Genomic DNA, 25,219 nt, shown 5'->3' on the forward strand with positions numbered 1-25,219 from the left:
GTCCAGATTTAAATCCAATAGAAAATATGTGGTCACGAGTCAAGGCGATTCGAACTAAGTTTAGAGTTAAAGATATTGATAAATTATTTAAAGATTACTGTAATGATTTATTTGGTATTTAGCTATACAATGGCAATGGTGCGTTTAAAGACCGTGTTTAACCAAGTGAATTGTAGTCTGGGTTTAATGTCGTTATACGATTGCGTATAACTGATGGCTTGTTTAGTCGATGACATAAATAAATCCTCTGAATATTTTAGTTATGTGCAAGCTGTTTATGTTTTTCGAGGGCTTGCGCTTTAATCACTTCTTCACTGAGCAATGACCAAATTTTATGGCGAATTCGGCCATATTCAGGCAATGAACGGACATCTTCACTGGAGCTGCGCAGGCTTTGAGGAATTTCAATCACTTCCTTAATTCGCCCCGGTCTTGAGGTCATAATCGCCACGCGCTGACTCAGATAAATCGCTTCATCAATACTGTGAGTAATAAAAACGATGGTTTTTTTCGAGCTTTTCCAGATATTGATCAACTCGGCTTGCAAGGTTTCTCGGGTTTGCGCATCTAGGGCTGCAAAAGGTTCATCCATCAATAAAATTTCTGGTTCATAAGCCAAACTTCGGGCAATCGCAACCCGCTGCTTCATCCCACCTGAAAGTTCATTTGGATAATGCTTTTCAAAGCCACTGAGACCCACAAGCTGCAAATAGTATTCGGCTTTTTCACGGCGTTCTTTTTTTGCTACGCCTTTGGCTTCTAGACCAAATTCGATATTTTCCAGTGCGGTTAACCATGGATAGAGCGCATATTGCTGGAACACAATGCCACGGTCTAAACCCGGTTGAGTAATCTGCTTGCCACTCAGTAAAATCTGCCCTGTCGACGGTTTGGTTAAACCCGCAATTAAGTCTAATAATGTAGATTTTCCGCAGCCACTTGGCCCCACGATTGAAACAAATTCACCCGGCTGAATATCCAAAGTGACATTTTCTACGGCAACAAATTCAGGCTTATAGTTTTTACTGCCGACATGGTTTTGTGCAGAAAATACCTTACGCACGTGATCTAAATGTAATGCACTGGTCATTGTTATATTCCTTTTGATTTTTGGTCTTTCGCATAGGGATTAAATTCATTGCTATAGATACGACTGACCTCAATTTGATTCGGTTTTAATTTGTGTTCTTTTTCTAAGGCACTCACCCATGGGGCAAAATCCTGATCTTTTTGCACACCACCGACTTCGTGAACACCTGTACCTGTGTAATATGGAATAAGTGCTGTATTTTCATTGCGTTGGCGTTTTTCGATAATATTTTCCATACGAGCAATGATTTGCTCTTTCGGTGTGTTGTGTAACCATTCCTGTGCTTTGGCTACGCCACTGACAAAAGTACGAGCCAACTCAGGATGTTCTTGAATAAACTCTCCACGCATCGAAAAACTCCCTGCGGTAAAGGGGCCGTATAAATCAATATCTTTAAAGATGCTACGTACACCACCATGTTTTAAGGCCCGTTTTTCCAAAATGCCTGAGAACACCGCAATATCAATTTGCCCATTCCGTAGAGCTTGTTCTGAGCTCACCGGTGGCAACATAATCAGTTCGACCTGACGGATTTCATCATCAGTTAAGCCATGACGGGCCAAATAGTCTTTCACCACAAAGTCATAATGCGCCCCGTAGGCATTCACTGCGACTTTCTTGCCAATAAAGTCTCGTGGGCTACGAATAGGACTATTTTCTAGCACGTAGAAACCCACGTTTTGTTCAGCATCACTGCCATAAGATGCCACTACGGGGACCACATCTAGACCCGCGGCAATAACTTTCACCACAGCGCCATTAAAGGCTCCAGCGAAATCAACATCTCCTGCCACCAAGGTGAGTAAATCTTGTGGCCCACCTTGTACTGTGCCGACATAACTGAGTTTAATGTCGCCTAAATAGCCCAAGTCTTGTGCCAACTCAGGCAAAGATACCAGTCCCGGATAGCTTTGATAGCGTAGTTCTTTTAAAGCCACTTGCTGAGGTTCATCCACTTGCTGTGTGCTGCAACCAACCAAGGCTGTGCCACCGATCAAGGCAGCTAAAAATAGGCTACGCCAGAGTTGGGGAATTTTATGGATTGTCTTTTTTTTCATTGTTATGTTCTCCTATCCAACCTGCTGCCAAGCTAAAACTTTACGTTCAACCCAAGTCAGTACCGTATTGAGCAACACGCCTACAGCACCAATCAGCAACATGCCAAAAATAATCAGTTCGACATCAAAAGCCTGACGCCCTTGAATCACGATATTGCCCAGACCATTGCCATAGTTCGCCAATAAAAATTCAGAGCCAATGGTGGCAAGCCATGCGAAAATCAGCCCAAGTTGTAAACCGACAAAAATCTGCGCCGAAGCACCGGGTAATATCAATTTACGAAACGCGTATATCTTGGGAAATTGGTAGACTTCGGCCACTTCACGATATTTATGCGAAATACTGCTCACACCTTCAAAGGTGTGTAGCGCCACGGGATAAAACACCGATAAGGTAATAAACAGCACTTTGGCGCCATGTCCCTCACCTAAAAAGGTCGAAATTAGTGGCAACCATGCAAACAGCGAAATTTGACGCAATACATGAAAGCTCGGTGCAAATAACCAATTCGAAAGGCGTGAACTCGCGATCAAGATGCCAAATAACACACCCGCTATCGCACCTATGCCATAGCCAATAAAATTACGCGCCAAACTTTCGCCAAAGCCTGTCAAAAAGCTCGGTTGTTGGAGCACGGTTACTGCTTTTTGCAGCACGAGCCATGGACTAGGAATCAACTTTGGATCAACCCAATTTTGCTGTGAAGCCACAGCCCACAGTGCGATAAATGCCACAGGTAGAACGAGTGCTTTTGCTGCTTTAACTAAGACTTGGTGCGCTGCCCCGTGTAATGAAAGAATGCTCATGAGTTGCCTCCTACTCGGGTTGCGTGAAAGCGCGCAGTTTTTTCTAACCAAGCCAGCAAGGTATCTAAGACATAGCCCGTAATACCAATCAGAATGATCGCCATGAAGATCAAGTCCATCTGCATTAGCTGACGTCCCCACACCATGAGATAACCAATTCCTTCACTACTTGCTAATAACTCGACAAAAACCAATGCCAACCACGCCTGCATAATGCCTTGACGTAAACCACTGATCACACTGGGTAGTGCAGCTGGGAAAATCACTTCTTTGAGTTTCTGCCAATTGCTGTATTGGTAAACCTCTGCCACTTCCATCAAACTATTCGGCACATGAGTAATACCTTTATAAGTTGCAATCAGCAGCGGTGGTAATACCGCTAAAGAAATCGCTGCAATTTTTAAAGCTTCATCTATACCCAAGAAAATCATCAATAATGGAATCCAGCCAACTATGGGAAATTGCGCAACAAGATTCACCGTCGGAAAAATAAAGTCCCGACTACGCTTTGCTAATCCCAACACAGTACCAAGCAAAATCCCGACACTGGCACCAAGCAAGACACTCCATAAAATACGTTTGGCACTGATGGCAAAATGAAAACTCAATTCACCGCTTTGCCATAATTCGACTGTGCTTTGCCACACCAGACTCGGTGCAGGTAAAATCTGCTCAGGCAACCACTGTTTAAGTGTTGCCACATACCATAGACCGAACAACAAAACTGGCATCAGGAGTCCACACGCCACTTGCAAAGTTAGTTTTAAATAGGTCTTAAAAAAATCCAACGCACTTCGGTCACTTTGCAAGGGAACCGAATGTGCAGATACATCCGTAAGGCTCATAATTCTTGTCCTTTTACGCTCTGTTCTGAGACATCAGGTTTTAAAAATTGAATAAATTCCTGATCTTTGCTGATCAAAATAATCAGACCAATAAACACCAGCCCGATCGGTAAAAATAAATTTTGTAGTCCAACCTGTGCGCCAAATACGGCGCCTATCAAGCCACCCAACAATCCACCCGAAGGTCCGACGAGGGCTAAAATTGGAGAAATCTTTGCCATCGCGGTTTGCTCACCCACTCGGGCGAAAGACATAAAATTGGCGATATGCAACATACCGAGCCCTAGTCCAAACATGACCGAAGCAGGCCACATCAACAGCGTGATCTTGGTTAGGGCTAAAATCAGTAATGCCGTTGCCATCAGGCTTAGGCCAATTAAATAAAACTTTTGATAACCCATCAGCTCAGCCAACCCCCCCATACTGAATAGAGACCCCACAAAGACGATGCCTTGTACGGTCAGCAGCATCACCGCCATAGGCTCTGAAAGTGCAAAACTTTGGATAGCAATCACCACAATGAAAAAGCCAAAGTAGTTATTTGCCACGCTGCTCAAAAATTCCAATGTGCAAACAATCCGTAATGAGGCATGGGTTTTGATGAGTGCCAAAGGCGCCACAATATCCCGCCATTGAAAATGCGGGCGATTCGTCGCTTGCGGAGTGCTACGTTGAAAGCACCACGGAGCCAACAGCAAGGCGCCTAAAAAAAGCAAAGACACCACATAAAAACTTCCGCCATAGCCGAAATGTTCGATCAACAACACGCTCAATGCAGGCGCAATCAGGAAATATCCCATCATGTGCGAACCGCGAAACCAACCCGCACGGGCTGGACCTAAACGTTTTAAGTTGCTCAAAAAAACGGTATTGATCGAAACAAAGCGCATGGGTAGGACAAAACTTACTAAGGCTGTGACTGCAAAGAGATACCATGCACCGGCTTTGAGTGGCGTTAAGCTATAGACCACAGCGCCCAACACACTGCCGATGCAGAATATTTTCAAAGATCCAAAGCGCTGTACCAACACGCCAATCGGCAATGCCATGATCAAAATGCCAAAATTTTGCGCTGCTGAAATTAACCCCAATTGCAATTCGGTGGCTTCTAAATGCACGGCATACAAGGAAATTAATACCCGTGCTATGCCTACCCCTAGTCCAGCCAAAATCGTGAGCAGCACAAAACTGCTCATAAATTTGGTGGTTAATGGACTGGCAATCACATTGCTTTCAATCGGACGACTCATGGCTGCGACTTACTTCGGTTGACCTTGAGCATTAAATTGGCGCCAGTAACCCTCTAACTTCAGCTCTTTCAAGGCATTATTTAGATACTTCGGCTCATACCATGTTTTGGTATCTACATCACGACGGATTAAACGAGCGTCTTTGGCAATTTTTAAAGCACTGTCAATTTGTGAACGGTGGAACTCGTCTAATAGCGGTGTAGTACGGTCTTTTAAATTCCAGCCATCCCACGTTTTTTGATAATCCACCAACGGAATGCCACTTTGTGCCCAAAGTTTATATTGCGCACTACGGTTAGCTTCTTGAGAACTCCACTGCGCTTGTTTAATCAGTGTCGTCACGACACGTTGCACCACCTCTGGATATTGTTTTTTCAAAACTTTCTGTCACCCAAAAGTGCGCAATCGGTGCAACTTTGGGATCTTTAATTTCTAGTAATGTTTTCGCCACACCACGCGCTTGCAAACTAAACGGTGAAGTAATCGTGGCATCAATATCACCTGTCGCTAACGCAGTACGCGCCGAATAGGCATCTTGCGAAATCACTCGTAAATCGCGCTCAGTTAAATTGTATTTTGCTAATACACGGTTAAAGACGATCTGACGATTGGTGCCTTTAAAGACGGAGAATTTTTTGCCTTTTAGATCTGCAAAGGATTTAGCATTTGATCCGGCAGGCACCACCACATAGGTAGGACCAAAACGCCCTGTCGAGAACAACACTTTGGTTTTTAATCCCGTTGAACGTCCAACCAATGAGGGCAAATCGCCATGTCCTGCAAAGTCCACTTTGCCATTGGCTAAAGCTTCGTTAGTCGCTGGTCCTGCTCCGGGGAAGAACAGCCAAGTCACCTTAATGCCGTCTTTTTTAAACTCTTGTTCCAACACCCCTCGCGCTTGGGCTGTCGCTAAAAAGCCTCCACCTACACGTGGTTTACCCCCCTCACCCGCGCCTGATACAGAAATACGAATTTCTTTGGGATTGGTAGCATGCAATTGAACGCTTAAACCAAGTGCTGAAAGTGCCAAGAATGTGGCTGCGATTTTTTTAGAAAAGTTATTCATATCGAATGTCCTTAATGATTTAAATTTTTGAATTAAAAGGTGTACTGAACTTGAGCTTGCAGCTCATTGGTGTCTTTTTGATTTGCCGTTTCGACATCAAACAGATAGTGATTCAGCTGTAATTGGAATTTTGTGGTTTGCGCAAAAAATAGGTTTAAACCCAAAGAGTGAATGTCATATTCACCAATACGACCGCTCGCGGTATCGAGATAGCTTGCGTTGTTTTTATTCGGGTTATAGCGGTCAAAACGGTAATAACCTTGGACTGACTTCGGCCAGAAATCATCAAATTTGGCGTTGGATTTAATACTGTTGTAGAACTGATCACCCAAGGTGTAGAAAGCGGTAAAAGTATGTCCTTCCGCTTTGGCTTCTTTGATGTCTTGGGCTACAGTGTCGACATAATCGGTCTTGCCTTGCAGATATTCATAGGTCACGCCAAATGGAGCGTGGTTATAATAAATATCGAAACCCAAACGATCGCGTTTTGCAGCATTATCAGTTATTCCGCCGGCTGAAATTTTCGATTCACCTTTGATATAAGAGGCCCCAAACTTTAACTCACGGAAAATGCTGGCGTAGTCCACTGGCAATGTAAAAGCCACACGACCGATATAATCTTTGCCATTGTTGTCATCTGCCTTATTACTGGCGTTCCCATTAGTCAACCCTAAGGCATACTCAAATAGCGGCGCACGGTAGTTCGATGCAAAGTCGACAAAAGGTTTGGCATCTCCACGGACGATAAATCCATTTTGACGGTTAAACAGTCCTAGAAAGGTCGAAGCTGCAGCGGTATTAATGGTCGGACGCAAATCTTCAGGAGACTGCACATCTAGACCAAAGGGCAATAACTGCTGACCGAGCGTAAAGTTGAGTTTGGCAGTTTCAGGGCCCGCATTGGTGGCAAAAGCGTTATAGCGAACAAAGGCATCTAGTAAGTTAAAGTTACTGTTATTGGTGCCATCATTGCGTTTGCCATAACCAAAGGACAATTGATAATCGAGGTTTTTGCCTTCGTTATAATCACGGAATAAATTCCCGCGCACACCAATCAGCGCAGTCCCAATATCAAATGTCGATTTGGTTGCACCCAACACACCCGTTTCATCGAGCGCACTGGCACGTAGTTGAACTGTGCCATACAGGGTTGTATCACGAGTCGATTTTGTAGTTTGACGTTCATATTGACGTGACTGATCGTACTTATAGTTTTCAATATCTGCACGTAAGCCGTCGATATCTTCGGATGTTGCTGTGGTCACTTCTGCAACCTGCGTTTCACCTTCAATATCATCGGCGTTGCTCGTATCGTCTGTCGTCACAGCGGCCGTTTCGACGACTTGGCTTTTGGTCGTCCCAGATTCCACGGCATTTAAGCGTTTTTGCAAACTCTCAATTTGTTGTTTTAAGCTACTCAGTTCTTGCTGAAGTGCTTCATCCGATGCAAAACTCAGCTGACTGGTTGCGGATAAAATCAGTCCGACCGCAACGGTTAATGTGGTTTTTTTCATGATTTGGTTTCACTAACATTTTTCCCAAAGCGCAAAATCCCCCAACCCCATGCAAGGTGCATGAAGTGAATGTACTGCGTGGGTTTTTTTAAAAATTAATCTGAGTGGTCGTAGGTTTTATTCAACTTATGCACGACCAAAACTCGAAGACAGCTTTTAGAATTTAAGCGCGCATCATCGCGAGTGTCATAGCACAACAACATGCCTGTTGTAGGACACGAAAAGCAGAAAGATATCGATGCGTAAAAGTACTCATAAATGTTCCATACAGTGGTGAGTTTTGTTCACTCTAATATGGCAACAAATGTGCCAACATTTTAAGTATTTATTTTTTAAAGTTTTATTATTTAAATCTGATAAATTCTGTTGGTTTTAACGCCAAAAAACTGTTGGTTATTCAACAGTTGCTTATTTCAAATCATCAGTTATTTCCATTTTTATATCTCATTTTATGAAATAAGAAATACGCTTTGGGCTTTTAATAACTGATGTTACGCCTGTAAAAGTAATTTCGGATTTTTAAAATGATTTTTAAATCTATTCGATGGAGTCTTACATCTAGGGATTGAATAACGGGATTAGCCTTCGGCTGGAGGTACTCTTACGAAACGTTGTTTCTCATTCGACAAAATGAGAAGCGTGCTTCGCAAGGAAACCATCTTGCGGTGCAATACACCTCACCGACAAAACTCGTTCAATACCATCAAATGATTCAAAGGATCGCAAAAACATTTGTGATTAAAAGTCGTCTTGTCTCAAACAATTGCGGATGACACTACCGCGTATCGTTCTTTTATTTGGATCAAATTGCGCTTCTGATATTACTAGAGCATAAAAAAACCCACTGACGTGGGCTCTTTTCAATTGATTTTAATTACCGCTTATTGACCAAATTTAGTCGCCATGGCAGTTAATTTTTGATAACCCGTCGGTAGCAAACGTTGAATTAAATCAATCGCTTTTGCATCATTACCAATCAATAAACGGCGCTTATCTTTTTGTACTGCTGCAATGATTTGACGAGCCGCTTCTTCAGGTGGACAACGCAAGAATTTATTAAAGGATTGTGCCGATTTTTGCGGGTTCATGCCTAAACTTTTCAAGCTGTCATTCATTTTTGCGGCATTGGCAATATTGGTACGAATCCCGCCCGGATGTACACATAGCGCACTCACGCCACAGTTTTCAATATCCAATTCTTGGCGTAAAGATTCGGTAAAGCCACGTACTGCAAATTTAGTGGCATTATATGCCGACTGTGTTGGCTGTGCAGTTAGACCAAACAAGCTGGAAATATTGATGATATGACCTTCACCACTTTGCTTGATATACGGTAAAAATTCTTTGGTGCCATAAACCACGCCCCAAAAGTTAATATTGACAATCCACTCCAGCTCTTCATAGCTTGCGCCTTCAACGGTCGTGCCCAATGCCACACCCGCATTGTTAAAAATCATATTCACCGAACCATGATCTTTAACGGTCTGTGCTGCCCATGCTTTCATTGCCGCAAGGTCTGACACATCGAGTTTTTGCGTGGTTACACGTACATTGCTGGCTTTCACCAATTCAACGGTTGCCGCTAGACCCTGTTCATTCACATCGCTTAAAGACAGATGGCAGCCTTGTTTCGCCAAAAGCACAGCCAATTGCTGACCAATACCTGAACCTGCACCTGTAATGGCAGCCACTTTATTTTTGAAGTTTTTCATTGTGATTCCTTATTCCTTTATGCTGCCGCTTGGCTTTATCACAGCGTGATCTCATTTGCCAATGTGTGCAGTTCGTCGACTTAATATAGTTTTGACAATACATATTGTCAATGTCATCTTAGGACGTGCTAAGCTGTTGAAATCGCCAATGCTTAAACATAGGTTTAAACTGAAATTATTGCTAAAATAAGACAAAATTCTGCTTTAGTTCAGCGTATATTTTCATGACAGATGCAACAAATCACACAGAACAACAACAGGCAAAAATTGTGAAGGAACGTCAATTTAAAGGGCTTTCTCTCAGTGAACGTAAGCAAGCGCGACGTGAAAAACTGATTGAAGCCGGTATAGAAGCCTATGGAACACATGGCTTTTTTTCCGTGACCGTGAAAGATATTTGTTTGGAAGCCAAGCTGACCGAACGCTATTTTTATGAATCATTTAAGAAAAGTGAGCAACTGTTCCAGACCATTTTTTTAAAATTAATCGATGAACTGCAACAAAATGTGATGCAAGCCATCATGCAAGCATCTACCGATTCTAAAAAAATGATTGAAGCGGGTTTAACCGCCCTATTGTTAACTTTAAAAAATAATCCTCGCATGGCGCGCATCATTTACATCGATGCCATGTTGGTACAAGAGCTACATAACCAAGCCACAATTCATGAAACCATGATGCGCTTTGACCGTATGATTCATGCCTTTGTCATGCTGATGATGCCGAATATTGATCGTTCAGAACGCGAAATTTCAATGGTCGCAACAGGTCTCAATGGTTATGTCACCCAAATCGCGATTCGCTGGGTCATGAGTGATTATAAACAACCGATGGACGAAGTTTTATCGTCATGTAGCGTGGTCTTTTTGGCCTTGTTGGATGCTTTTTCTGAAAAACCCAGGAAATAAATTCTGAGCTCAACACTGATCTTTACAATTTTTTGAATGATTTTTTGTGACAACAGCATGATGCACAGCCCATGTTGTTGAATATTTCAGGATTTAAATTGTCACAATTTCTTTCTAAACCCCAATGAAAGATCATTTTTGCAATGATACTGTCATAATTAATCTTTGTAATAAGCCTGTCATAAATATAAAACGGTCTACCGTTTACATAAAATAGGGTATTGCGCTGTGAAAGATGACTATATTTTAATCGTCGACGACGAACTCCCGATTCGGGAAATGATCCATACTTCACTGGATATGGCTGGTTTTCAATGTCAGCAAGCTGAAGATGCCAAACAAGCGCACCAAATGATTGTAGATCAGCGTCCTGCACTGGTTTTATTGGATTGGATGATGCCTGGTGGCGTGAGTGGTGTAGACCTTTGTCGTCGTTTAAAACGCGATGAAAATTTGTCAGAAATTCCAGTCATCATGCTCACTGCACGCGGTGAAGAAGACCATAAAGTCCAAGGTCTAGACGCGGGTGCAGATGACTACATGACCAAACCTTTTTCCACCCGTGAATTGGTGTCACGCATCAAAGCGGTGCTGCGTCGCTCAAATGCCTTGGGTGGAGAAAAAACCATTGATGCCAATGGCTTAATCCTCGATCCAGTCAGCCAACGTGTCAGCTTTGGCAACACCATTTTAGATATGGGACCAACTGAATATCGTCTATTGGCCTTTTTCATGACTCATCCTGAACGTGCCTATACCCGTGCTCAATTATTAGATCAGGTTTGGGGTGGAAACGTGTATATTGAGGACCGTACCATTGACGTTCATATTCGTCGTTTGCGTAAAGTTCTTGAACCTTTCCAAGCCGATCGTTATGTCCAAACTGTTCGTGGTACAGGTTACCGTTTCTCTACCCGTGCAGACGCTGTGATGGGTTAGTCATTTTAGGTCTTTAATTTTCTATGTACGAACCGTATCCCGTCCCTGAACTTGCCAGTGAACATAAAAAATTCCGTTACAGCAGTTTATGGACTTTTGCCAAGCAGGATTTGAGACTTCTGGCATTTTTCCTACTCATTGCTGCATTCATCGGCTTTGGTATCGGGTACTTATGGATCTGCATCTTAATCGCCTTTGCAGTGTTCTTTGCATTGCAAATGCGTTCGCTGTACTTGGTCAACGAATGGATTTCAAATCGTCCCTATGATGTCCCGCCAAATTTAGACGGTATTTGGGGGGCTTTGCTCTTTAATGTATACCGTGCGCAGCGTCAAGAACGCATTGTACAAGCTGAAATGGTTGGTCTGATCGACCGCGCTCAATCTTCCTTGGTGGCACTTGCTGAAGCTGTGGTATTGATTGATGAATTACACCAAATCGAATGGTGGAACCCTGCCGCAGAAAAGCTTTTGGGGATTCAACAGCTCGATCAAGGGCGCAATATTTTAAGCATTTTAAGACAGCCCAGTTTTATCGAATACTTTACCAATATCGATTTAGCCCCCGATGGTTTGAAAATGAAATCATCGGTGCTTGAAGACCATTATGTGCAAGTGAAATTGACCCGTTTTGGTCGCGAAAGTCGTTTACTGGTGGCCTATGACGTCACACGCATGCATAACCTTGAGCAGATGCGTAAAGACTTTGTCGATAATATTTCACATGAGTTACGCACACCGCTCACAGTTTTAAGTGGTTATATCGAAACCTTTACCGATCAGGAAGATTTAAATCCACGCTGGAAACGTGCATTCGATCAAATGCAATCTCAAACCCGCCGTATGAATGCTTTGGTCAATGACTTGTTATTATTATCTCGTCTGGAAAATGATAAAAAAGTCGCTAAAAATCAAATCATTGAAATGCCAAGTTTAATGAACCAACTGTATGACGATGCACATGCTTACAATGTGGATTATGGACATACACTGAATCTCGAGATTGATAGTCACTGTGACCTAATCGGATCAGATATGGAATTGGCGAGTGCCTTTAGTAACCTCATCACCAATGCGATTAAATACACCCCGAAAGGCGGTACTGTGACCATTGGTTGGCATGATGATGGTACGCATGGTTATTTTACCGTTGAAGATACGGGTATCGGGATTGACCCGAAACACTTACCCCGTTTAACGGAACGGTTTTACCGTGTGGATAGCGCCCGTAGCCGCCAAACGGGGGGCACAGGTTTAGGTCTTGCCATTGTAAAACACGTTTTAATGCAACATCAGGCACACCTTGAAATTGAGTCCAAAGAAAATCGTGGCTCACTGTTTAAGGTGGTCTTCCCTAAAGAACGCTTGTATCATGTGAGCTAAGCAGAATCATCCTGCCGGTCTTGCTGTGCTTCCAACTGTTGTTCTTGTTGTTTGGCACGGCGATATGCAGGACGCTGTTGCATCCGTTGTAAGAAAGCCTGAATTTGTGGATATCGCCCTTGCGTTCGGGTCATGACGGCTTCTAATGGAAACGTCATCTGAATATCCGCAAAGCTAAACGGTCCCGCAAAATATTCATTTTCCGCTAAATGGTTTTCTAAAAACTCGATATGTTCTTTTAAGCGAGGTCGTACAAAACCTTTTTTGACCCCATCACAAATGCGATTAGCTACGGGTTTGATGACCCAAGGTACATGGCGTGGCACATTGCTCATGACCAACTGCATCACCAACAACGGCATTAGAGAACCTTCGGCATAATGCATCCAAAAGCGATATTGTTGTTTTGAATGTTCCGCCTTGGCTGCAAAAAAATCATGGCGATCATACTTCTCTTGTAAATACTCCAAGATCGCTGCAGATTCTACCAAGACCAGTCCATCATCCTGCAATATGGGCGACTTCCCTAAAGGATGGATGACTTTAAGCTCAGGGGGAGCAGACAAATTTGGCTGGCGCAGATAAAACTGAACCTGATAATCCAGTCCTAATTCCTGCATTGCCCATAAAATACGAAATGAACGAGATTTTTCTAGATGATGTAGCACCCGCATGGGTTCATCTCCTATATGAAGTCTAAAATTTTCTTATTTCTAGCAAGCCATTATTATTTTGAAGTACTTAAATCATAAAAAGTGTCAGATCACTGCTTAGGGCTATATCAAAACTAAATTTTGCACAGTACAGCAGCGACCTGCTTTTAAATTAAACTAGAGTGGTTTTAATGTCTACACTGCGCAATAAAGTTTTTGTCACTGGAGTTTTTTCACAAATGGACAAGATCTTTTGCTCTAATTCTGCATCCAAGGATGTTTGAAAATGCAGGCGTCGCTCAACCCATTCAGCACCTTCACGGTTCGCACAAAAGTCTGCCTCAACACGAAACTCCCCCAATTGGATTTGTTTATGTGCTGCATACATGCGCAAGGTAATCATGGTGCATGAAATTAAGGAGGCACACAGTAAATCATACGGTGCTAAACCTTAATCCCCGCCACCAAATGATTCGGGCTTATCGGTAATAAGTTGATGTTTTCCACTCTGAACTTCACCTGACCACGGTGCTTCTAAGGTATTTACTGTTGCCGTTGCGACGATACCCATAATGACTCCCTCTTGGTTATGCCGCACCATGTTCACCACGGGTACGGCTGTTCATTTTTATTCTCAAGTTAACGTGATGGACGCATTTTATCAGGGAAAGCCGGTGCTTCTAGTCGTGGACCATCATAGTCTGGAATAGAGCCAAAACGTTCGTCCTGATTAATCCACTGCTCACGGGCAATATTCAATTCTTCTTGTGTGCGCCCCACAAAATTCCACCACAGCAGAATCGGTGATTCAAAAGGTTCGCCTCCTAATAATAAAACACGGCCACCTGCATGTAGGTCAATTTTGACTTGGGTTAAGCCCGGCTCAAGTACCACCATATTGTCTTCATTTAGCTCGTGACCATTGATACTGGCAGTCCCTTCGAGGGCCATAAAGCCATATTCAAATTTTGGATTGAGCGGCAAGACGGTACTTTGGCTTTCCGAACTACGCAGATCGACCCCCAATAATTCACTATGTACTTTTACCGGCGATTTAGTCTGTAAAAATTCACCCACCAAGACCGTCAATTCAATCCCGTCTTGTGTCACCACAGGCAACTCTGGGTAATGGTCAAACTGGGGCGCCATATTGATTTTGTCATCTGGCAATGCAATCCAAAGCTGCGCAGCATGCATTTGCGTTTCAGACTCTGGAGCAACCTCAGTATGCGAAATACCATAACCCGCCGTCATGAGATTGACTTGTTTGGGCTGGATTAACTGATGTGTGCCCAAACTGTCGGTATGCATCATGGTGCCATCAATCATCCATGTAAATGTTTGCAAACCAATATGTGGATGCGGCCCAACATCTAAGCCATCACCTTGAGGAAAATGCACTGGACCAGCATGATCAAGGAAACACCATGCACCAATCATTCGTTTATGACGACTTGGTAAAGCTCGTTTAATCACTGTGCCTTGACCAATTTCAGCACGGCGCAGTGGAAATTCTTGAATGAACTGATTGACGTATTTTTCACAATCGTCGGAATGAGATATTTCTGTGTAATTGGTATTGGTCATATTCTTACCCTAAATTTGGCTAAGCCGATGCAAGGACTATCGGCTAGAGCTATGCATTTTTTCCATTATATCTGCATTAACTCAATCTTCTTCAGCTGTCATTAATACGCTGAATCACAGAGATAGGACAATCGTTTTTTTGTTGCCTAATATGACATACAGCATAACAGTTTTCGATGCTTATTTAGACAACATCCAATGCGAAATTACTTGTTCAAATCACGTGAAATGTAAATTTAAGTAACATAAATTAACACTCACTTTTGACCAAACAATACCAAATAATTCACAAATCATTGAAATAACGTGTTTAATTTTAAACAAAAATGATATAGATTATTTGAGTTACATAAAATTACATACAAACCATGCTCACCCGTCGGTAATCTTGCATGATCAATGAGTATAAGAAAGAATCACGTGCACTGATCCAAAAAGCCTTGAAAGGAACCGTTGTTCGCGTTCCTGCTCAATTTCGTCAAGAATTTTTCCACTACCATCGTCGTCAACTTTTTAAATTCTTTTTCCAAGTCAACATCGTTGCACAATTGGCCTATCTCTCTTATGCCATAGCGGATTGGTTTATGTTGCCCGATGTGGGTTTGCTCGCGATAGGCTTAAAAACGGCCTATACCTTACTGATGATGGGCATCACATGGGTCATTTATACATATAGCAAGAGCATTTTACTCTTTGACTTGATGCTTCCCCTATCGATCGTTGGCGCTTCTGCCCTGTGGTTTAGCCTACTCAATTTATCCAATAGCCCCGATGTGCCGATCTATTTATATGCATCTTTGGTTTTTATTGTGTTAGCCAATTTATGTGTGCAAATCCGCTTTAAGGCTGCTGTGCTCATTTCTCTATGTATCAGTCTAATTTTACTGATTGGGGTGTATTTCGCCATTTCTGGCAATATCCATCAACTGCAACTGTTTATATTGATCTATTCGCCCGTATTGTTATTTAGTTTGTATATCAGTTGGAATTCAACACAAAAATCCAGAATTGTGTTTTTACACAGTAAACTCGATCAGTTGAACCGAGAAGCGCTCAATATTATGGCGCATACCGACGTGCTGACCGGCTTAAACAATCGACGTCAATTTATTCAACTTGCCAATTATCATATTCAGCATCAGTCCAAACCGTTACAGCCACTTTCATTACTGATTTTTGATGTCGACAAATTTAAAAATATTAATGATCAGTTTGGGCACTATATTGGTGATCATGTTTTACAACAAATTGCCGAAACGTGCCGACATACTTTACGTAGCCAAGACATCATTGCCCGCTTCGGTGGTGAAGAATTTATTATCCTTTTACCGCAGACACACCTGCGTCAGGCTCAAGATATTGCCGAACGTCTGCGACGGGCAATAGCCGATGATTATTTAGAACTTGATACACTACAAAAACTTAAATTTACCGTTTCAATTGGTGTTGCCGAATTTGGTCAAAAAAACCGAGATTTACAAAGTGTAATTCGCATGGCCGATCAGGCACTTTACCAAGCAAAATCTGCAGGAAGAAATCAAATATCAACTTATAAAACAGCAAGTTAATAATATATTTTGTAACATTCAACAGACGATTTTTTATCATTCATTCGAAAAATCCCAAGTTTCAGGTAGATATTTTTGTATGTTTTTTATTCATAATTTTCCTAAGCCATTTATGGAGAAGGGACATGTCTGTTGATGTACGAATGAGTTCTCGGACTAATTCGTCTGCTCAGGAAGTTCGTAAAAATCATAATCATACTTTGAAACTTTCTGAGTGTGATCTTGCCAATCGTGCCGAGATTGAACAAGCCATTGCAGATCCTTTTGCACGTATTCCTACGCAGTTTAGAAACTATTTTCTACAACATCAGTATGCCCATCAGTTACCTTATTTACGTCAAGTGAATTACATGGCGCAGATTACGTTTCTTCTTTATTTCTTTGCTGACATTTTTATTATCCCTGACATGTTCTTTTGGTCAGGTCTTTCTCGAGTGGCCATGATTATTGCTGCCCTATTGGTCAGCTTCTATCTGTTTAAATACAAAAAAGATATTCGTGTGCTCGACATGATCTTACCGATTGGGACAGTCTGCAGTACCGCGATTTGGATTGGCTTATTACTGGCTTCAAATAGCCCAATGGTCTCGTCCTATATCTATGGTGCGTCGATCTTTATCTTGATTGCCAATGTCTGCGTACAAACACAATTTAAGCCAGCCTTGTATTGTTCGGGCCTCATTTCGCTATTGGTATATTTTGCGGTGAGTCAGCTTTTATCATGGCAAGAAGCACTGATTTTTGTGGTGGTGTCTATTCCTGTTTGGATGATCAGCCTGCATATGAGTTGGAACAATACACTCAATGCACGTCGTCATTTTTTACGTACCCTACTTGACGACTGGAATATGCATACACTGAAAAATTTAGCGCATACAGATGAGCTCACCCAGTTATACAACCGTCGTCAGTTTGTTCAGTTGGCTGAGCATCGCATCCATGAATGGCCAACGCCTGCAAGTACTTGCTTATTGATGTTTGATGTCGATCATTTTAAACATATTAATGATAATTACGGGCATGATGTTGGTGATCAGGTACTGCAATGTATCGCTGAAACCACCCGCAAAGAAATGCGCCAAAAAGATGTCTTGGCTCGCTTTGGTGGCGAAGAATTTATTGTGCTGCTGTCGGAAACGCAAATACAGGATGCAATGTTAATCGCAGAACGTATTCGTCTAACGCTTCAAAATCAATCATTGCTGAATGTCGCAAATCACCCGATCCAATTTACCGTTTCCATTGGTGTTTCACAGCTTAAATCACATAAGCAAAATTTAACTGAACTGATTAAGCAAGCGGATATTGCGCTGTATCAGGCAAAAGAAAATGGCCGTAACCGTGTAGAGCGCTATGATTCAAGCATGAAACCCGAACGTAAATCGACGAAGTCTTGGCAAAGCTTTACCCATAAAGCGAAGCCTAAAGCTGAACCGAATAATGAAAGCGATAGTAGTTGGTCAATTGTTTATAAATAGAATGTTGAGATATAAAAAAAGGACGCTGAAGCGTCCTTTAAGTTTATTTAAAAACTATCTTCATCAAAACGGTCTTGATCTATTTTATAAATATGGAAACTTCTTTCAATTTGAATACCCAAGCCAAATTCAATCATGAGAGATGTAAGCTTGTCACCATCAATTAAAACAATGCCTGATTTCTTTGCTGACTCAATTGCTTCTTTACTAAAACTAGAAGTAGTAATAAATACGCCCTTTTTCGCCACTTGATCAGCCAAAGCTCCCTTAAACTGTTGAATGTCAGGGCGCCCCACCGTATTTTCCCAACGTTTAGCTTGAATATATATTTTATCTAAACCTAAACGATCTTCACTGATAATACCGTCAATGCCACCATCACTGGTTTTACCTATTGCTTGGGCTGCGTCTTGATGTGAACCGCCATAACCCATTATTACCAACAAATCGACAACTAATTGCTCAAAGAATTTGGGTGAATTACTTTTAATTTTATTTAATAGCTCATCTTTAATTGTTTGATTAAGCTCCGTTGATGATTGTTCGATTATTTCTGCAGGCGTCAAATGTTCTGTTTGAATAGATGTAGCATGCTCTTCTTTTAGAACTAGATTTTGAATATTTTTATTATGGTTAGAACCAATTTTATAATCAGAAAACCCTTCAAACTGCATCAAATACTGATTAGTTATATTGGATAAGCTAGAAAAATCAATAGACCAACCTAAAGTACTTAATTCGCAAAGACCACGTGATGGTTGTTGTATCAAACCTGCTTTAACCAAATATGTTTTCGCCCAGCCAACACGATCATAAAATACTGTTTTTGTACCACTAGATAGCCTTAAATTTAAATCAGCTTCAGATAACCCAGATCTTTCAGCTAAAATTTTTGTGGCAGAACTTAATTTTATTGCCTCTTTTTGTTCTGCTAAAAGTTTCATTAATGGAAGCATCAACTGATCGTATGTAGGCAATGACATTTAACTTGCTCTTTTAAAATAGTATTTTTCATAATTATAAATAAAAAAAGGACACTGAAGCGTCCTTTTTTTATTAGAAATATTTAGGTTTCCCTAAATAGCCACAGGCATAGCCTTTGCCGTAATTTAGGCAAGAAATGTTGTTTCTTGAAATCCAAAACTGCCGCGAGCATAGCTCTTGGCGTAAAACTGGCACGAAGCAGTGCTTCGTGAAACCCCAGTTTTACTCCCATTCAATCGTTGCTGGTGGTTTAGACGATACGTCATAAACAACACGAGAAACTTCAGCAATCTCGTTCATGATACGTGTAGAAATCTTGTCTACAAGATCATAAGGAAGGTGTGCAAAACGTGCAGTCATAAAGTCCACAGTTTCTACAGCACGAAGCGCGATCACCCATGCATAACGGCGGCCATCACCCACCACACCAACCGATTTCACGGGTTGGAATACAGCAAATGCTTGCGCAGTTTTGTCATACCAGCCGCTTGCGCGAAGTTCTTGCATGAAGATGTCATCTGCTAGACGAAGGATATCTGCATATTCTTTTTTCACTTCACCAAGAATACGTACACCTAGACCTGGGCCTGGGAATGGATGACGGTAAAGCATTTCAAATGGAAGACCTAAAGTTGTACCTAAACGGCGTACTTCGTCTTTGAATAAATCACGGATTGGCTCAACCAATTCGAATGCTAAATCTTCAGGTAAACCACCCACGTTGTGGTGTGATTTAATCACGTGTGCTTTACCTTGTTTGCTTGCTGCAGATTCAATTACGTCTGGGTAAATGGTACCTTGAGCAAGGAAGTTCACACCGTCAAGCTTACGTGCTTCTTCAGCAAACACTTCAATGAATTCACGACCGATGATTTTACGTTTTTTCTCTGGATCAACTTCACCAGCAAGCGCTGTTAAGAAGCGATTTTCAGCGTCGGCACGAATCACGCGAATACCCATGTTTTTCGCAAACATGTCCATCACTTGCTCGCCTTCGTTCAAACGAAGTAAACCGTTATCTACGAATACACAAGTCAATTGGTCGCCAATCGCACGGTGTAAAAGTGCAGCTACAACAGATGAATCGACACCGCCTGAAAGACCCAAGAGAACTTTTTGATCACCAATTTGCTCACGAAGTTGTTCTACGCGAAGATCGATGATGTTTTCTGAGTTCCACAAGTTACGGCAACCACATACGCCATGTACGAAGTTAGACAATAACTCAGCACCTTTCGCAGTGTGTGTCACTTCTGGGTGGAATTGGATACCATAGAAACGACGTTTTTCATCAGAAACCATCGCCACTGGGCAGCTTGGTGTGCTGGCAGTGATTTGGAAACCTTCAGGAATTTGAGTCACTTTATCGCCATGACTCATCCATACTTTTAATTGGTCTTTGGTATCTTCAAGATCACCAATTAAAGCATCACGGACTTTAATATCAACTTCTGCATAACCAAATTCATGCACAGTACCTGGCTCAACTTTACCGCCAAGTTGTTCTGACATGGTTTGTAGACCATAGCAAATACCTAAAACAGGTACACCAAGTTCAAATACAACTTGTGGTGCGCGCGGACTACCTTCTTCATGAACACTTTCTGGACCACCTGAAAGAATGATCCCGTTTGGGTTAAATGCACGAATGTCTTCTTCAGACATATCAAATGCGTACATTTCTGAATAAACACCAGCTTCACGTACACGACGTGCAATAAGCTGGCTATATTGAGAACCGAAATCCAAAATCAGGATACGGTCTTCAGTAATTTGGGTATTGGTAGTCATGGCAAACAACTATGCAGGCAACGAATATAAGCGCCGTATTCTAACATTTTTCTTGGACTTTCGCACACTATTCGGACAGGGGCAAAAATCCCAAGCCAAACGGTGTTTTTTACAACACATTTCAGGGCTTTATTGATTTACTTTAAATCAGCGATAGACATGAAAAAAGCGGCAGAACGCCGCTTTGATGGATGCTCGGACTCATGACCGCTTTATTTTGATTTTTCGATCCAATGATCAAAACTGAATTTACCTGCACCATGTAACATGAGAAATAATAAGCCGCCTGACATCGCCAAATTTTTCATAAAGTTAATGCCATCTTCTGCACCACCATGGAATAAAAATGCAGTGATTAAACTAAATACGGTTAGACCCAGTGCCGCAAAACGCGCTTGAAAACCAAACAATAAAGCTAAGCCACCACCCAACTCGACTAAAATGGTGATCGGAAGTAGCCCTGCCGGTACACCCATTGACTCCATATAACCTGCGGTTGCAGTGTAAGCGGTAATTTTGCCCCAACCTGCCACAATAAAAATATAAGCCATCAAAATACGTGCAACCAGACTGATCACTGCATTGATTTGCGGCTGTTGACTCAGATTTTTCACTATAAGATTTGGATTAAACATACTGAAACCTATTTTTAATACTGTTCAAAAGATGTGCTTAGATTAGGTCGTTTCTTATTCTCTTTAAATATGCTTTTATAATATTCATCATTCCATATATAGAACGATTTTACTGATAATTAATTACGTTTTAATACTGACTTTGCTGCCCCAGACTGATAGCATCAGACCACTATTTTACGCATATAAGCCCCATGGAACTGATTGATTTTATACTACATGTTGATGACCATTTACTCGAGTTCATTACCAATTATGGCGTATGGATTTATGCAATTCTGTTCCTGATTATTTTTGTTGAAACCGGTTTAGTGGTCATGCCCTTTTTACCGGGTGATAGTCTTCTGTTTGCAGCAGGCGCGCTCGCTGCGTCAACAGGTGCCATGGATCCATGGGTTTTGGTGATTTTGCTGTTTATCGCTGCGGTCTTGGGCGACACGCTGAATTACCATATTGGTAAATATATTGGCCCACGTGTCTTTGAAATTGAATCACGCTTTATTAACCGTCAACATTTGGTGAATACGCAAAAATTCTTTGAAAAACACGGTGGTAAAACCATTATTTTTGCCCGCTTTATTCCTTTTGCACGAACCTTCGCGCCTTTTGTCGCAGGTGCAGGCAGCATGAACTACAAGTACTTCCTGACTTTTAACATGATTGGTGCGATTTGCTGGGTTGGCTCATTTATCACTTTGGGTTATTTATTTGGCAATATGCCCATCGTGAAAGATAACTTCACCCATCTGATCTTCGGCATCATTATTATTAGTGTTTTACCGGGTGTGATTGGTTTTATTCGAGCAAAATTAAAGAAATAAACCGATGTGGTGAACACCTTTAAGCAAAAAAGCGCAAAACCACAGGGAACATACATAAAATCAGCATCAGGGCCGACCCTTTATACAGAAGATCGGCCTTAATTTTTTGGGTCTTACCGGCCAAAATCGTCCGTCCAAATGACATCCAAAATAACGCAACAGGCAGCAAAACCACACTAAATACAGCGAAAACCAAAATAAAATTTAATGGGCTAGCCCAAGTTTCAATCGGGAAAATACCTGCAGCAAAAAGCAAGGCTTTCGGATTTTTTAATGAAGAAATGAATAATTCACGTGGTTGAATTGAAGGATGTTTTTGATTGTACTGATGTAAATGCGTCGATTTCCACAAATGAAAAGCCAACCATAAAACATAGGCAATACTGAGAAAATGCAGTAAGTGAATTAAATTCGGCCACACTGGAGCGCTTAAATGAATAATCAACGCCCACAAATTAATGGCATAGAAATAGCCCAATAATTCTGCAGGAATCAGCATGCACGTCTTTGCAATACCTTGTTGATGTGCAGAGCTTGCCATTAGTGCATTGCTAGGTCCCGGCGTCATCATCACCGCAATCATTGCAAATACAAAAAGCCAACTCTCAATCATAAATACCCAGACAATTTTTCAAAGCGCACACCTTAGCCGAAATGAATTTAAAAAAACAAGTACGCGCTAGGTCAGTTTTATCCTTGTACAAGTCAATGCACTCACGCTGAATGTTCAAGACCAGTAGGAGGTATTAAAATTTACGAATAATATTTAATTTAATTTTTTCATAGATTTAAATATTTTATTGGCTCTAAATAGTGCAGTTTATTTGGCTCAAAAAAAATGCCAGTAGACGCCTCGCCTACTGACAAATTTTATTACACTTTTCTCATAGCACAGGCCTAACCTTCTGCTCATGATCCGTTTATGATTTTGCTGCGGTAGCCGAATTTGCGCGAACGATAATCGGACAACCTTTAAATTTTGCTGCCTGTACAATCGCTTCTTGCTCACCTAGAACGCGTGAAAGTTCGGTACGTTTGGTATTTGAAGATTGTCCCATATTGACCGAAATACTCGGACCAATTCCCCAACCTCCACGGCTGCCCCAGCCACCACCGAGGCCAACACCGACACCAACGCCTGTGCGCTTCGGTGTTTCTACACCATTTTGAATATAGTCGTGGATCCGGTTGTATTCGCTTTGCAATTGTTGGCAACTCAAAGACTGATACTGTGTAGGTGAAACATAGCTTGGTTTAGGCGTACTTGCACATGCACCCAATACACCAGCAGTGAAAGCAACTAGACCACATTTAAGTGCATTCATACTTTTCTCGATACTACTTTTGCTCAATTTCATTGAACAATGATTGATAGGCTTGCGTCAATTTATGATCTGCAGCCAAATGGATTAAAGGTTGATTTTTATGATGAGATTCTTTCATCAGCACTGAAGGCGGTAACATGCTGTCCAATACAGGAAGACCTTCATCTTTGAGTTGTTGTACAACTTCACGCGGTAACTTCGCCTGTGCTTGAAATTGATTGACCACAATGCCTTCAATTTCCAAACGATCATTATGATCATCCTGCGTTTCCAACACATTTTCGATCAGGGTCTGTAAAGCTCGTTTTGAAAACACGTCACAGTCAAATGGAATCAGCACGCGATCTGCCGCAATCAACGCAGATAAAGTAAAAAAGTTAAAGGCCGGCGGTGTATCAATAAACACTCGATCATATTGACCGCTCATCTGCTGCAAAGCATCACGCAGTTTGTAAATTTTATGCTTAGATTCTAAAGCATGTGCCAACGCACCCAAATTTGGGCTTGCAGGAATTACATCTAAACGTGGATAAGGCGATGCATGCACATAACTTTCCAAACCTTTGGCACGACCTTTCAAAATCGAACCGATGGCATTTCCCAACAATCCTTTACTTTGTTGTGTCCCCAAGACTTCATCAAAATAATTTTCAATATTGGGTTCAAGTGCAGGCTTATCTGCCGAATACGTCGCATCATCCCCCAACAAATATTGACTTGAATTGGCTTGAGGGTCGAGGTCAATCACCAAAGTTTTTAAACCTTGGTGCGCGCTTATCGCAGCTAAATTGACCGTAATACTCGATTTCCCCACACCACCTTTTTGGTTAAATACCACACGCGTACGCATTCAAAACCCTCTAATCTTTGTTTTTTTACTCAAGCCTTGAAATCGGCCATGTGGATAAGCCATTTATCCAAAAACTGGTTTAATTATAACCAATGCAATGATGAAAATAAGTGCAACAGCTGCAATAAATAAGCCCGCACGGCGCTGAACCAATAAAACACTGTCATCTTTTTTATACGCTTTAGATAAAGAAGACAGCAACGCTAGAAATAGTACAACTTTGGCATAGAACCATGGCTGCACATCAAAGTTCTTCATAAACAATAAGATAATTCCTGTCACAGCAATTAATGTCATTGAGCCATGTTGCAAAGCAACAAAAAACTTCCGTCCTGCCGGATTGGGTAAATTGCCCTGCGTCCCTTTAAACAGCGTAAAAGCACGAATGAAAATGGCAGCACAGCCTAAAGCCACGCCACACATATGAATGATTTTAATGATTAATTGCGTTTCCATGGCTCACCTTAAGATGACTTTGGTGCATGCGCACATTCAGGGCTAGTGGTGTCTTGACCTTTCCATTCTTCGGGTAAAAACGCATGAATAGCCAAGGCATGAATTTGCCCCGGACTGAGTAAATCACCTGCTGCGGCATAGACTTTTTGATGACGTTGCACCAAACGCAAGCCTGCAAAAGCCTCACTCACGATCACCGCTTTAAAATGCGACTCTTTACCTGGGAAATAACCACCATGACCTGCGGACTCATTCACCACTTCAAGATGTGTAGGCGCTAATGTCTGTAGACGCTCAATTAATTGCTGTTCTAAACTCAAAACGACTCTCCCAAATTCAAAAAAGGTTTAACTGATCTTAGTATAGCCTGTATTTGTTCAAGTTCTTGTGTCGCAAACTTGCTGAAACCATCTGAATTGCATGATTTCATCAAAATGGAAGCCTTTGACCTGCAAAAATCTTCCAATTTTCAAACAAATTGTTTTTATTTTATGCAAACG

General features: G+C 41.7%; 25 protein-coding genes and 1 pseudogene. 6 read left to right on the forward strand and 20 right to left on the reverse strand.

Annotated elements, in window-relative coordinates:
- Positions 1–256 precede the first annotated feature (256 nt).
- From FTU65_RS07080 to FTU65_RS07115, 9 genes are all read right to left on the reverse strand, one after another.
- Entirely contained in the window at positions 257–1,090 is an 834-nt protein-coding gene (locus tag FTU65_RS07080) for an ABC transporter ATP-binding protein (RefSeq protein WP_180010785.1), read from the reverse strand.
- A gap of 2 nt (positions 1,091–1,092) precedes the next feature.
- A complete protein-coding gene (locus FTU65_RS07085) occupies positions 1,093–2,148 on the reverse strand; it encodes an ABC transporter substrate-binding protein (protein ID WP_180010787.1) in 1,056 nt (351 codons plus the stop codon).
- 12 nt (positions 2,149–2,160) lie between these two features.
- Entirely contained in the window at positions 2,161–2,955 is a 795-nt protein-coding gene (locus FTU65_RS07090) for an ABC transporter permease (protein WP_180010789.1), read from the reverse strand.
- Complete coding sequence (locus FTU65_RS07095; protein WP_180010791.1) at positions 2,952–3,800, reverse strand: ABC transporter permease; 849 nt, start codon at positions 3,798–3,800, stop codon at positions 2,952–2,954. The genes FTU65_RS07090 and FTU65_RS07095 overlap by 4 nt, the downstream gene beginning before the upstream one ends.
- Entirely contained in the window at positions 3,797–5,050 is a 1,254-nt protein-coding gene (locus FTU65_RS07100; RefSeq protein ID WP_180010794.1) for an MFS transporter, read from the reverse strand. Before FTU65_RS07100 ends, FTU65_RS07095 begins: the two co-directional genes overlap by 4 nt.
- 9 nt (positions 5,051–5,059) lie before the next feature.
- Entirely contained in the window at positions 5,060–5,428 is a 369-nt protein-coding gene (locus FTU65_RS16295; protein WP_257222627.1) for a hypothetical protein, read from the reverse strand.
- Positions 5,376–6,116 (reverse strand): ABC transporter substrate-binding protein, encoded by a 741-nt coding sequence (locus FTU65_RS07105; protein ID WP_257222628.1) that lies wholly within the window; start codon positions 6,114–6,116, stop codon positions 5,376–5,378. Before FTU65_RS07105 ends, FTU65_RS16295 begins: the two co-directional genes overlap by 53 nt.
- A 32-nt stretch (positions 6,117–6,148) precedes the next feature.
- The gene (locus FTU65_RS07110; protein ID WP_180065109.1) at positions 6,149–7,630 is read right to left on the reverse strand and encodes a carbohydrate porin; all 1,482 of its coding nucleotides are present in this window, start codon (positions 7,628–7,630) and stop codon (positions 6,149–6,151) included.
- A gap of 881 nt (positions 7,631–8,511) precedes the next feature.
- Positions 8,512–9,342 (reverse strand): SDR family oxidoreductase, encoded by an 831-nt coding sequence (locus tag FTU65_RS07115; protein WP_180010800.1) that lies wholly within the window; start codon positions 9,340–9,342, stop codon positions 8,512–8,514.
- 224 nt (positions 9,343–9,566) lie between these two features.
- Here FTU65_RS07115 and FTU65_RS07120 point away from each other — a divergent pair, with 224 nt between their 5' ends.
- The 3 genes from FTU65_RS07120 (at position 9,567) to phoR (ending at position 12,571) form a co-directional block, all read left to right on the forward strand.
- Entirely contained in the window at positions 9,567–10,250 is a 684-nt protein-coding gene (locus FTU65_RS07120; RefSeq protein WP_180065110.1) for a TetR/AcrR family transcriptional regulator, read from the forward strand.
- Between the two features lie 228 nt (positions 10,251–10,478).
- Positions 10,479–11,189: a phosphate regulon transcriptional regulator PhoB gene (gene phoB, locus FTU65_RS07125; protein WP_078191504.1), complete on the forward strand. Its 711-nt coding sequence runs from the start codon at positions 10,479–10,481 to the stop codon at positions 11,187–11,189.
- Positions 11,190–11,212: 23 nt separating this feature from the next.
- Complete coding sequence (gene phoR, locus FTU65_RS07130) at positions 11,213–12,571, forward strand: phosphate regulon sensor histidine kinase PhoR (RefSeq protein ID WP_180065111.1); 1,359 nt, start codon at positions 11,213–11,215, stop codon at positions 12,569–12,571.
- On the opposite strand, the gene FTU65_RS07135 is transcribed toward phoR, so the two are convergent.
- The 3 genes and pseudogenes from FTU65_RS07135 to FTU65_RS07145 form a co-directional block, all read right to left on the reverse strand.
- The gene (locus FTU65_RS07135; protein ID WP_180010804.1) at positions 12,568–13,245 is read right to left on the reverse strand and encodes a glutathione S-transferase family protein; all 678 of its coding nucleotides are present in this window, start codon (positions 13,243–13,245) and stop codon (positions 12,568–12,570) included. The two genes, phoR and FTU65_RS07135, sit on opposite strands and share 4 nt — an antisense overlap.
- Positions 13,246–13,396: 151 nt before the next feature.
- Positions 13,397–13,795 (reverse strand): annotated as a pseudogene (locus FTU65_RS07140) (OsmC family protein).
- A gap of 68 nt (positions 13,796–13,863) precedes the next feature.
- Complete coding sequence (locus tag FTU65_RS07145; protein ID WP_078194052.1) at positions 13,864–14,811, reverse strand: pirin family protein; 948 nt, start codon at positions 14,809–14,811, stop codon at positions 13,864–13,866.
- A gap of 392 nt (positions 14,812–15,203) precedes the next feature.
- Between FTU65_RS07145 and FTU65_RS07150 the strand changes: the two genes are divergently transcribed.
- On the forward strand, positions 15,204–16,379 hold the full coding sequence (locus tag FTU65_RS07150; RefSeq protein WP_180010806.1) for a diguanylate cyclase: 1,176 nt from the start codon (positions 15,204–15,206) through the stop codon (positions 16,377–16,379).
- A gap of 143 nt (positions 16,380–16,522) precedes the next feature.
- Positions 16,523–17,857 carry a GGDEF domain-containing protein gene (locus tag FTU65_RS07155; RefSeq protein ID WP_257222971.1) on the forward strand — a complete coding sequence of 445 codons (1,335 nt, stop codon included), beginning with the start codon at positions 16,523–16,525 and terminating at the stop codon, positions 17,855–17,857.
- Between the two features lie 47 nt (positions 17,858–17,904).
- Here FTU65_RS07155 and FTU65_RS07160 read toward each other — a convergent pair whose 3' ends face one another.
- The 3 genes from FTU65_RS07160 to FTU65_RS07170 all read right to left on the reverse strand — a co-directional run bounded on the left by FTU65_RS07160 (position 17,905) and on the right by FTU65_RS07170 (position 21,267).
- Positions 17,905–18,840: a restriction endonuclease gene (locus FTU65_RS07160; protein WP_180065112.1), complete on the reverse strand. Its 936-nt coding sequence runs from the start codon at positions 18,838–18,840 to the stop codon at positions 17,905–17,907.
- A 223-nt stretch (positions 18,841–19,063) separates the two neighbouring features.
- Positions 19,064–20,632: a glutamine-hydrolyzing GMP synthase gene (gene guaA / locus FTU65_RS07165; protein WP_078194056.1), complete on the reverse strand. Its 1,569-nt coding sequence runs from the start codon at positions 20,630–20,632 to the stop codon at positions 19,064–19,066.
- 212 nt (positions 20,633–20,844) lie between these two features.
- Complete coding sequence (locus FTU65_RS07170; protein ID WP_180022191.1) at positions 20,845–21,267, reverse strand: DoxX family protein; 423 nt, start codon at positions 21,265–21,267, stop codon at positions 20,845–20,847.
- A 194-nt stretch (positions 21,268–21,461) separates the two neighbouring features.
- Here FTU65_RS07170 and FTU65_RS07175 point away from each other — a divergent pair, with 194 nt between their 5' ends.
- Positions 21,462–22,088, forward strand: coding sequence for a DedA family protein (locus tag FTU65_RS07175; protein WP_078191514.1), 627 nt, complete (start codon positions 21,462–21,464; stop codon positions 22,086–22,088).
- Between the two features lie 19 nt (positions 22,089–22,107).
- Here the strand turns inward: FTU65_RS07175 and FTU65_RS07180 are convergent, their stop codons facing one another.
- The 5 genes from FTU65_RS07180 to FTU65_RS07200 form a co-directional block, all read right to left on the reverse strand.
- Positions 22,108–22,701 (reverse strand): LysE family translocator, encoded by a 594-nt coding sequence (locus FTU65_RS07180; protein ID WP_180035118.1) that lies wholly within the window; start codon positions 22,699–22,701, stop codon positions 22,108–22,110.
- Positions 22,702–23,008: 307 nt separating this feature from the next.
- Complete coding sequence (locus tag FTU65_RS07185) at positions 23,009–23,413, reverse strand: hypothetical protein (RefSeq protein ID WP_180066537.1); 405 nt, start codon at positions 23,411–23,413, stop codon at positions 23,009–23,011.
- Between the two features lie 13 nt (positions 23,414–23,426).
- On the reverse strand, positions 23,427–24,263 hold the full coding sequence (locus tag FTU65_RS07190) for a ParA family protein (protein ID WP_180066538.1): 837 nt from the start codon (positions 24,261–24,263) through the stop codon (positions 23,427–23,429).
- Positions 24,264–24,326: 63 nt separating this feature from the next.
- Positions 24,327–24,719, reverse strand: a complete 393-nt coding sequence (locus tag FTU65_RS07195; RefSeq protein WP_180066540.1) for a SirB2 family protein — start codon at positions 24,717–24,719, stop codon at positions 24,327–24,329.
- An 8-nt stretch (positions 24,720–24,727) separates the two neighbouring features.
- The gene (locus tag FTU65_RS07200) at positions 24,728–25,039 is read right to left on the reverse strand and encodes a BolA family transcriptional regulator (protein ID WP_078191519.1); all 312 of its coding nucleotides are present in this window, start codon (positions 25,037–25,039) and stop codon (positions 24,728–24,730) included.
- Positions 25,040–25,219: the final 180 nt, after the last annotated feature.

Source organism: Acinetobacter sp. YH12129 (genome assembly GCF_013418685.1).
In the GTDB taxonomy this organism is placed as follows: Bacteria; Pseudomonadota; Gammaproteobacteria; order Pseudomonadales; family Moraxellaceae; genus Acinetobacter; species Acinetobacter amyesii.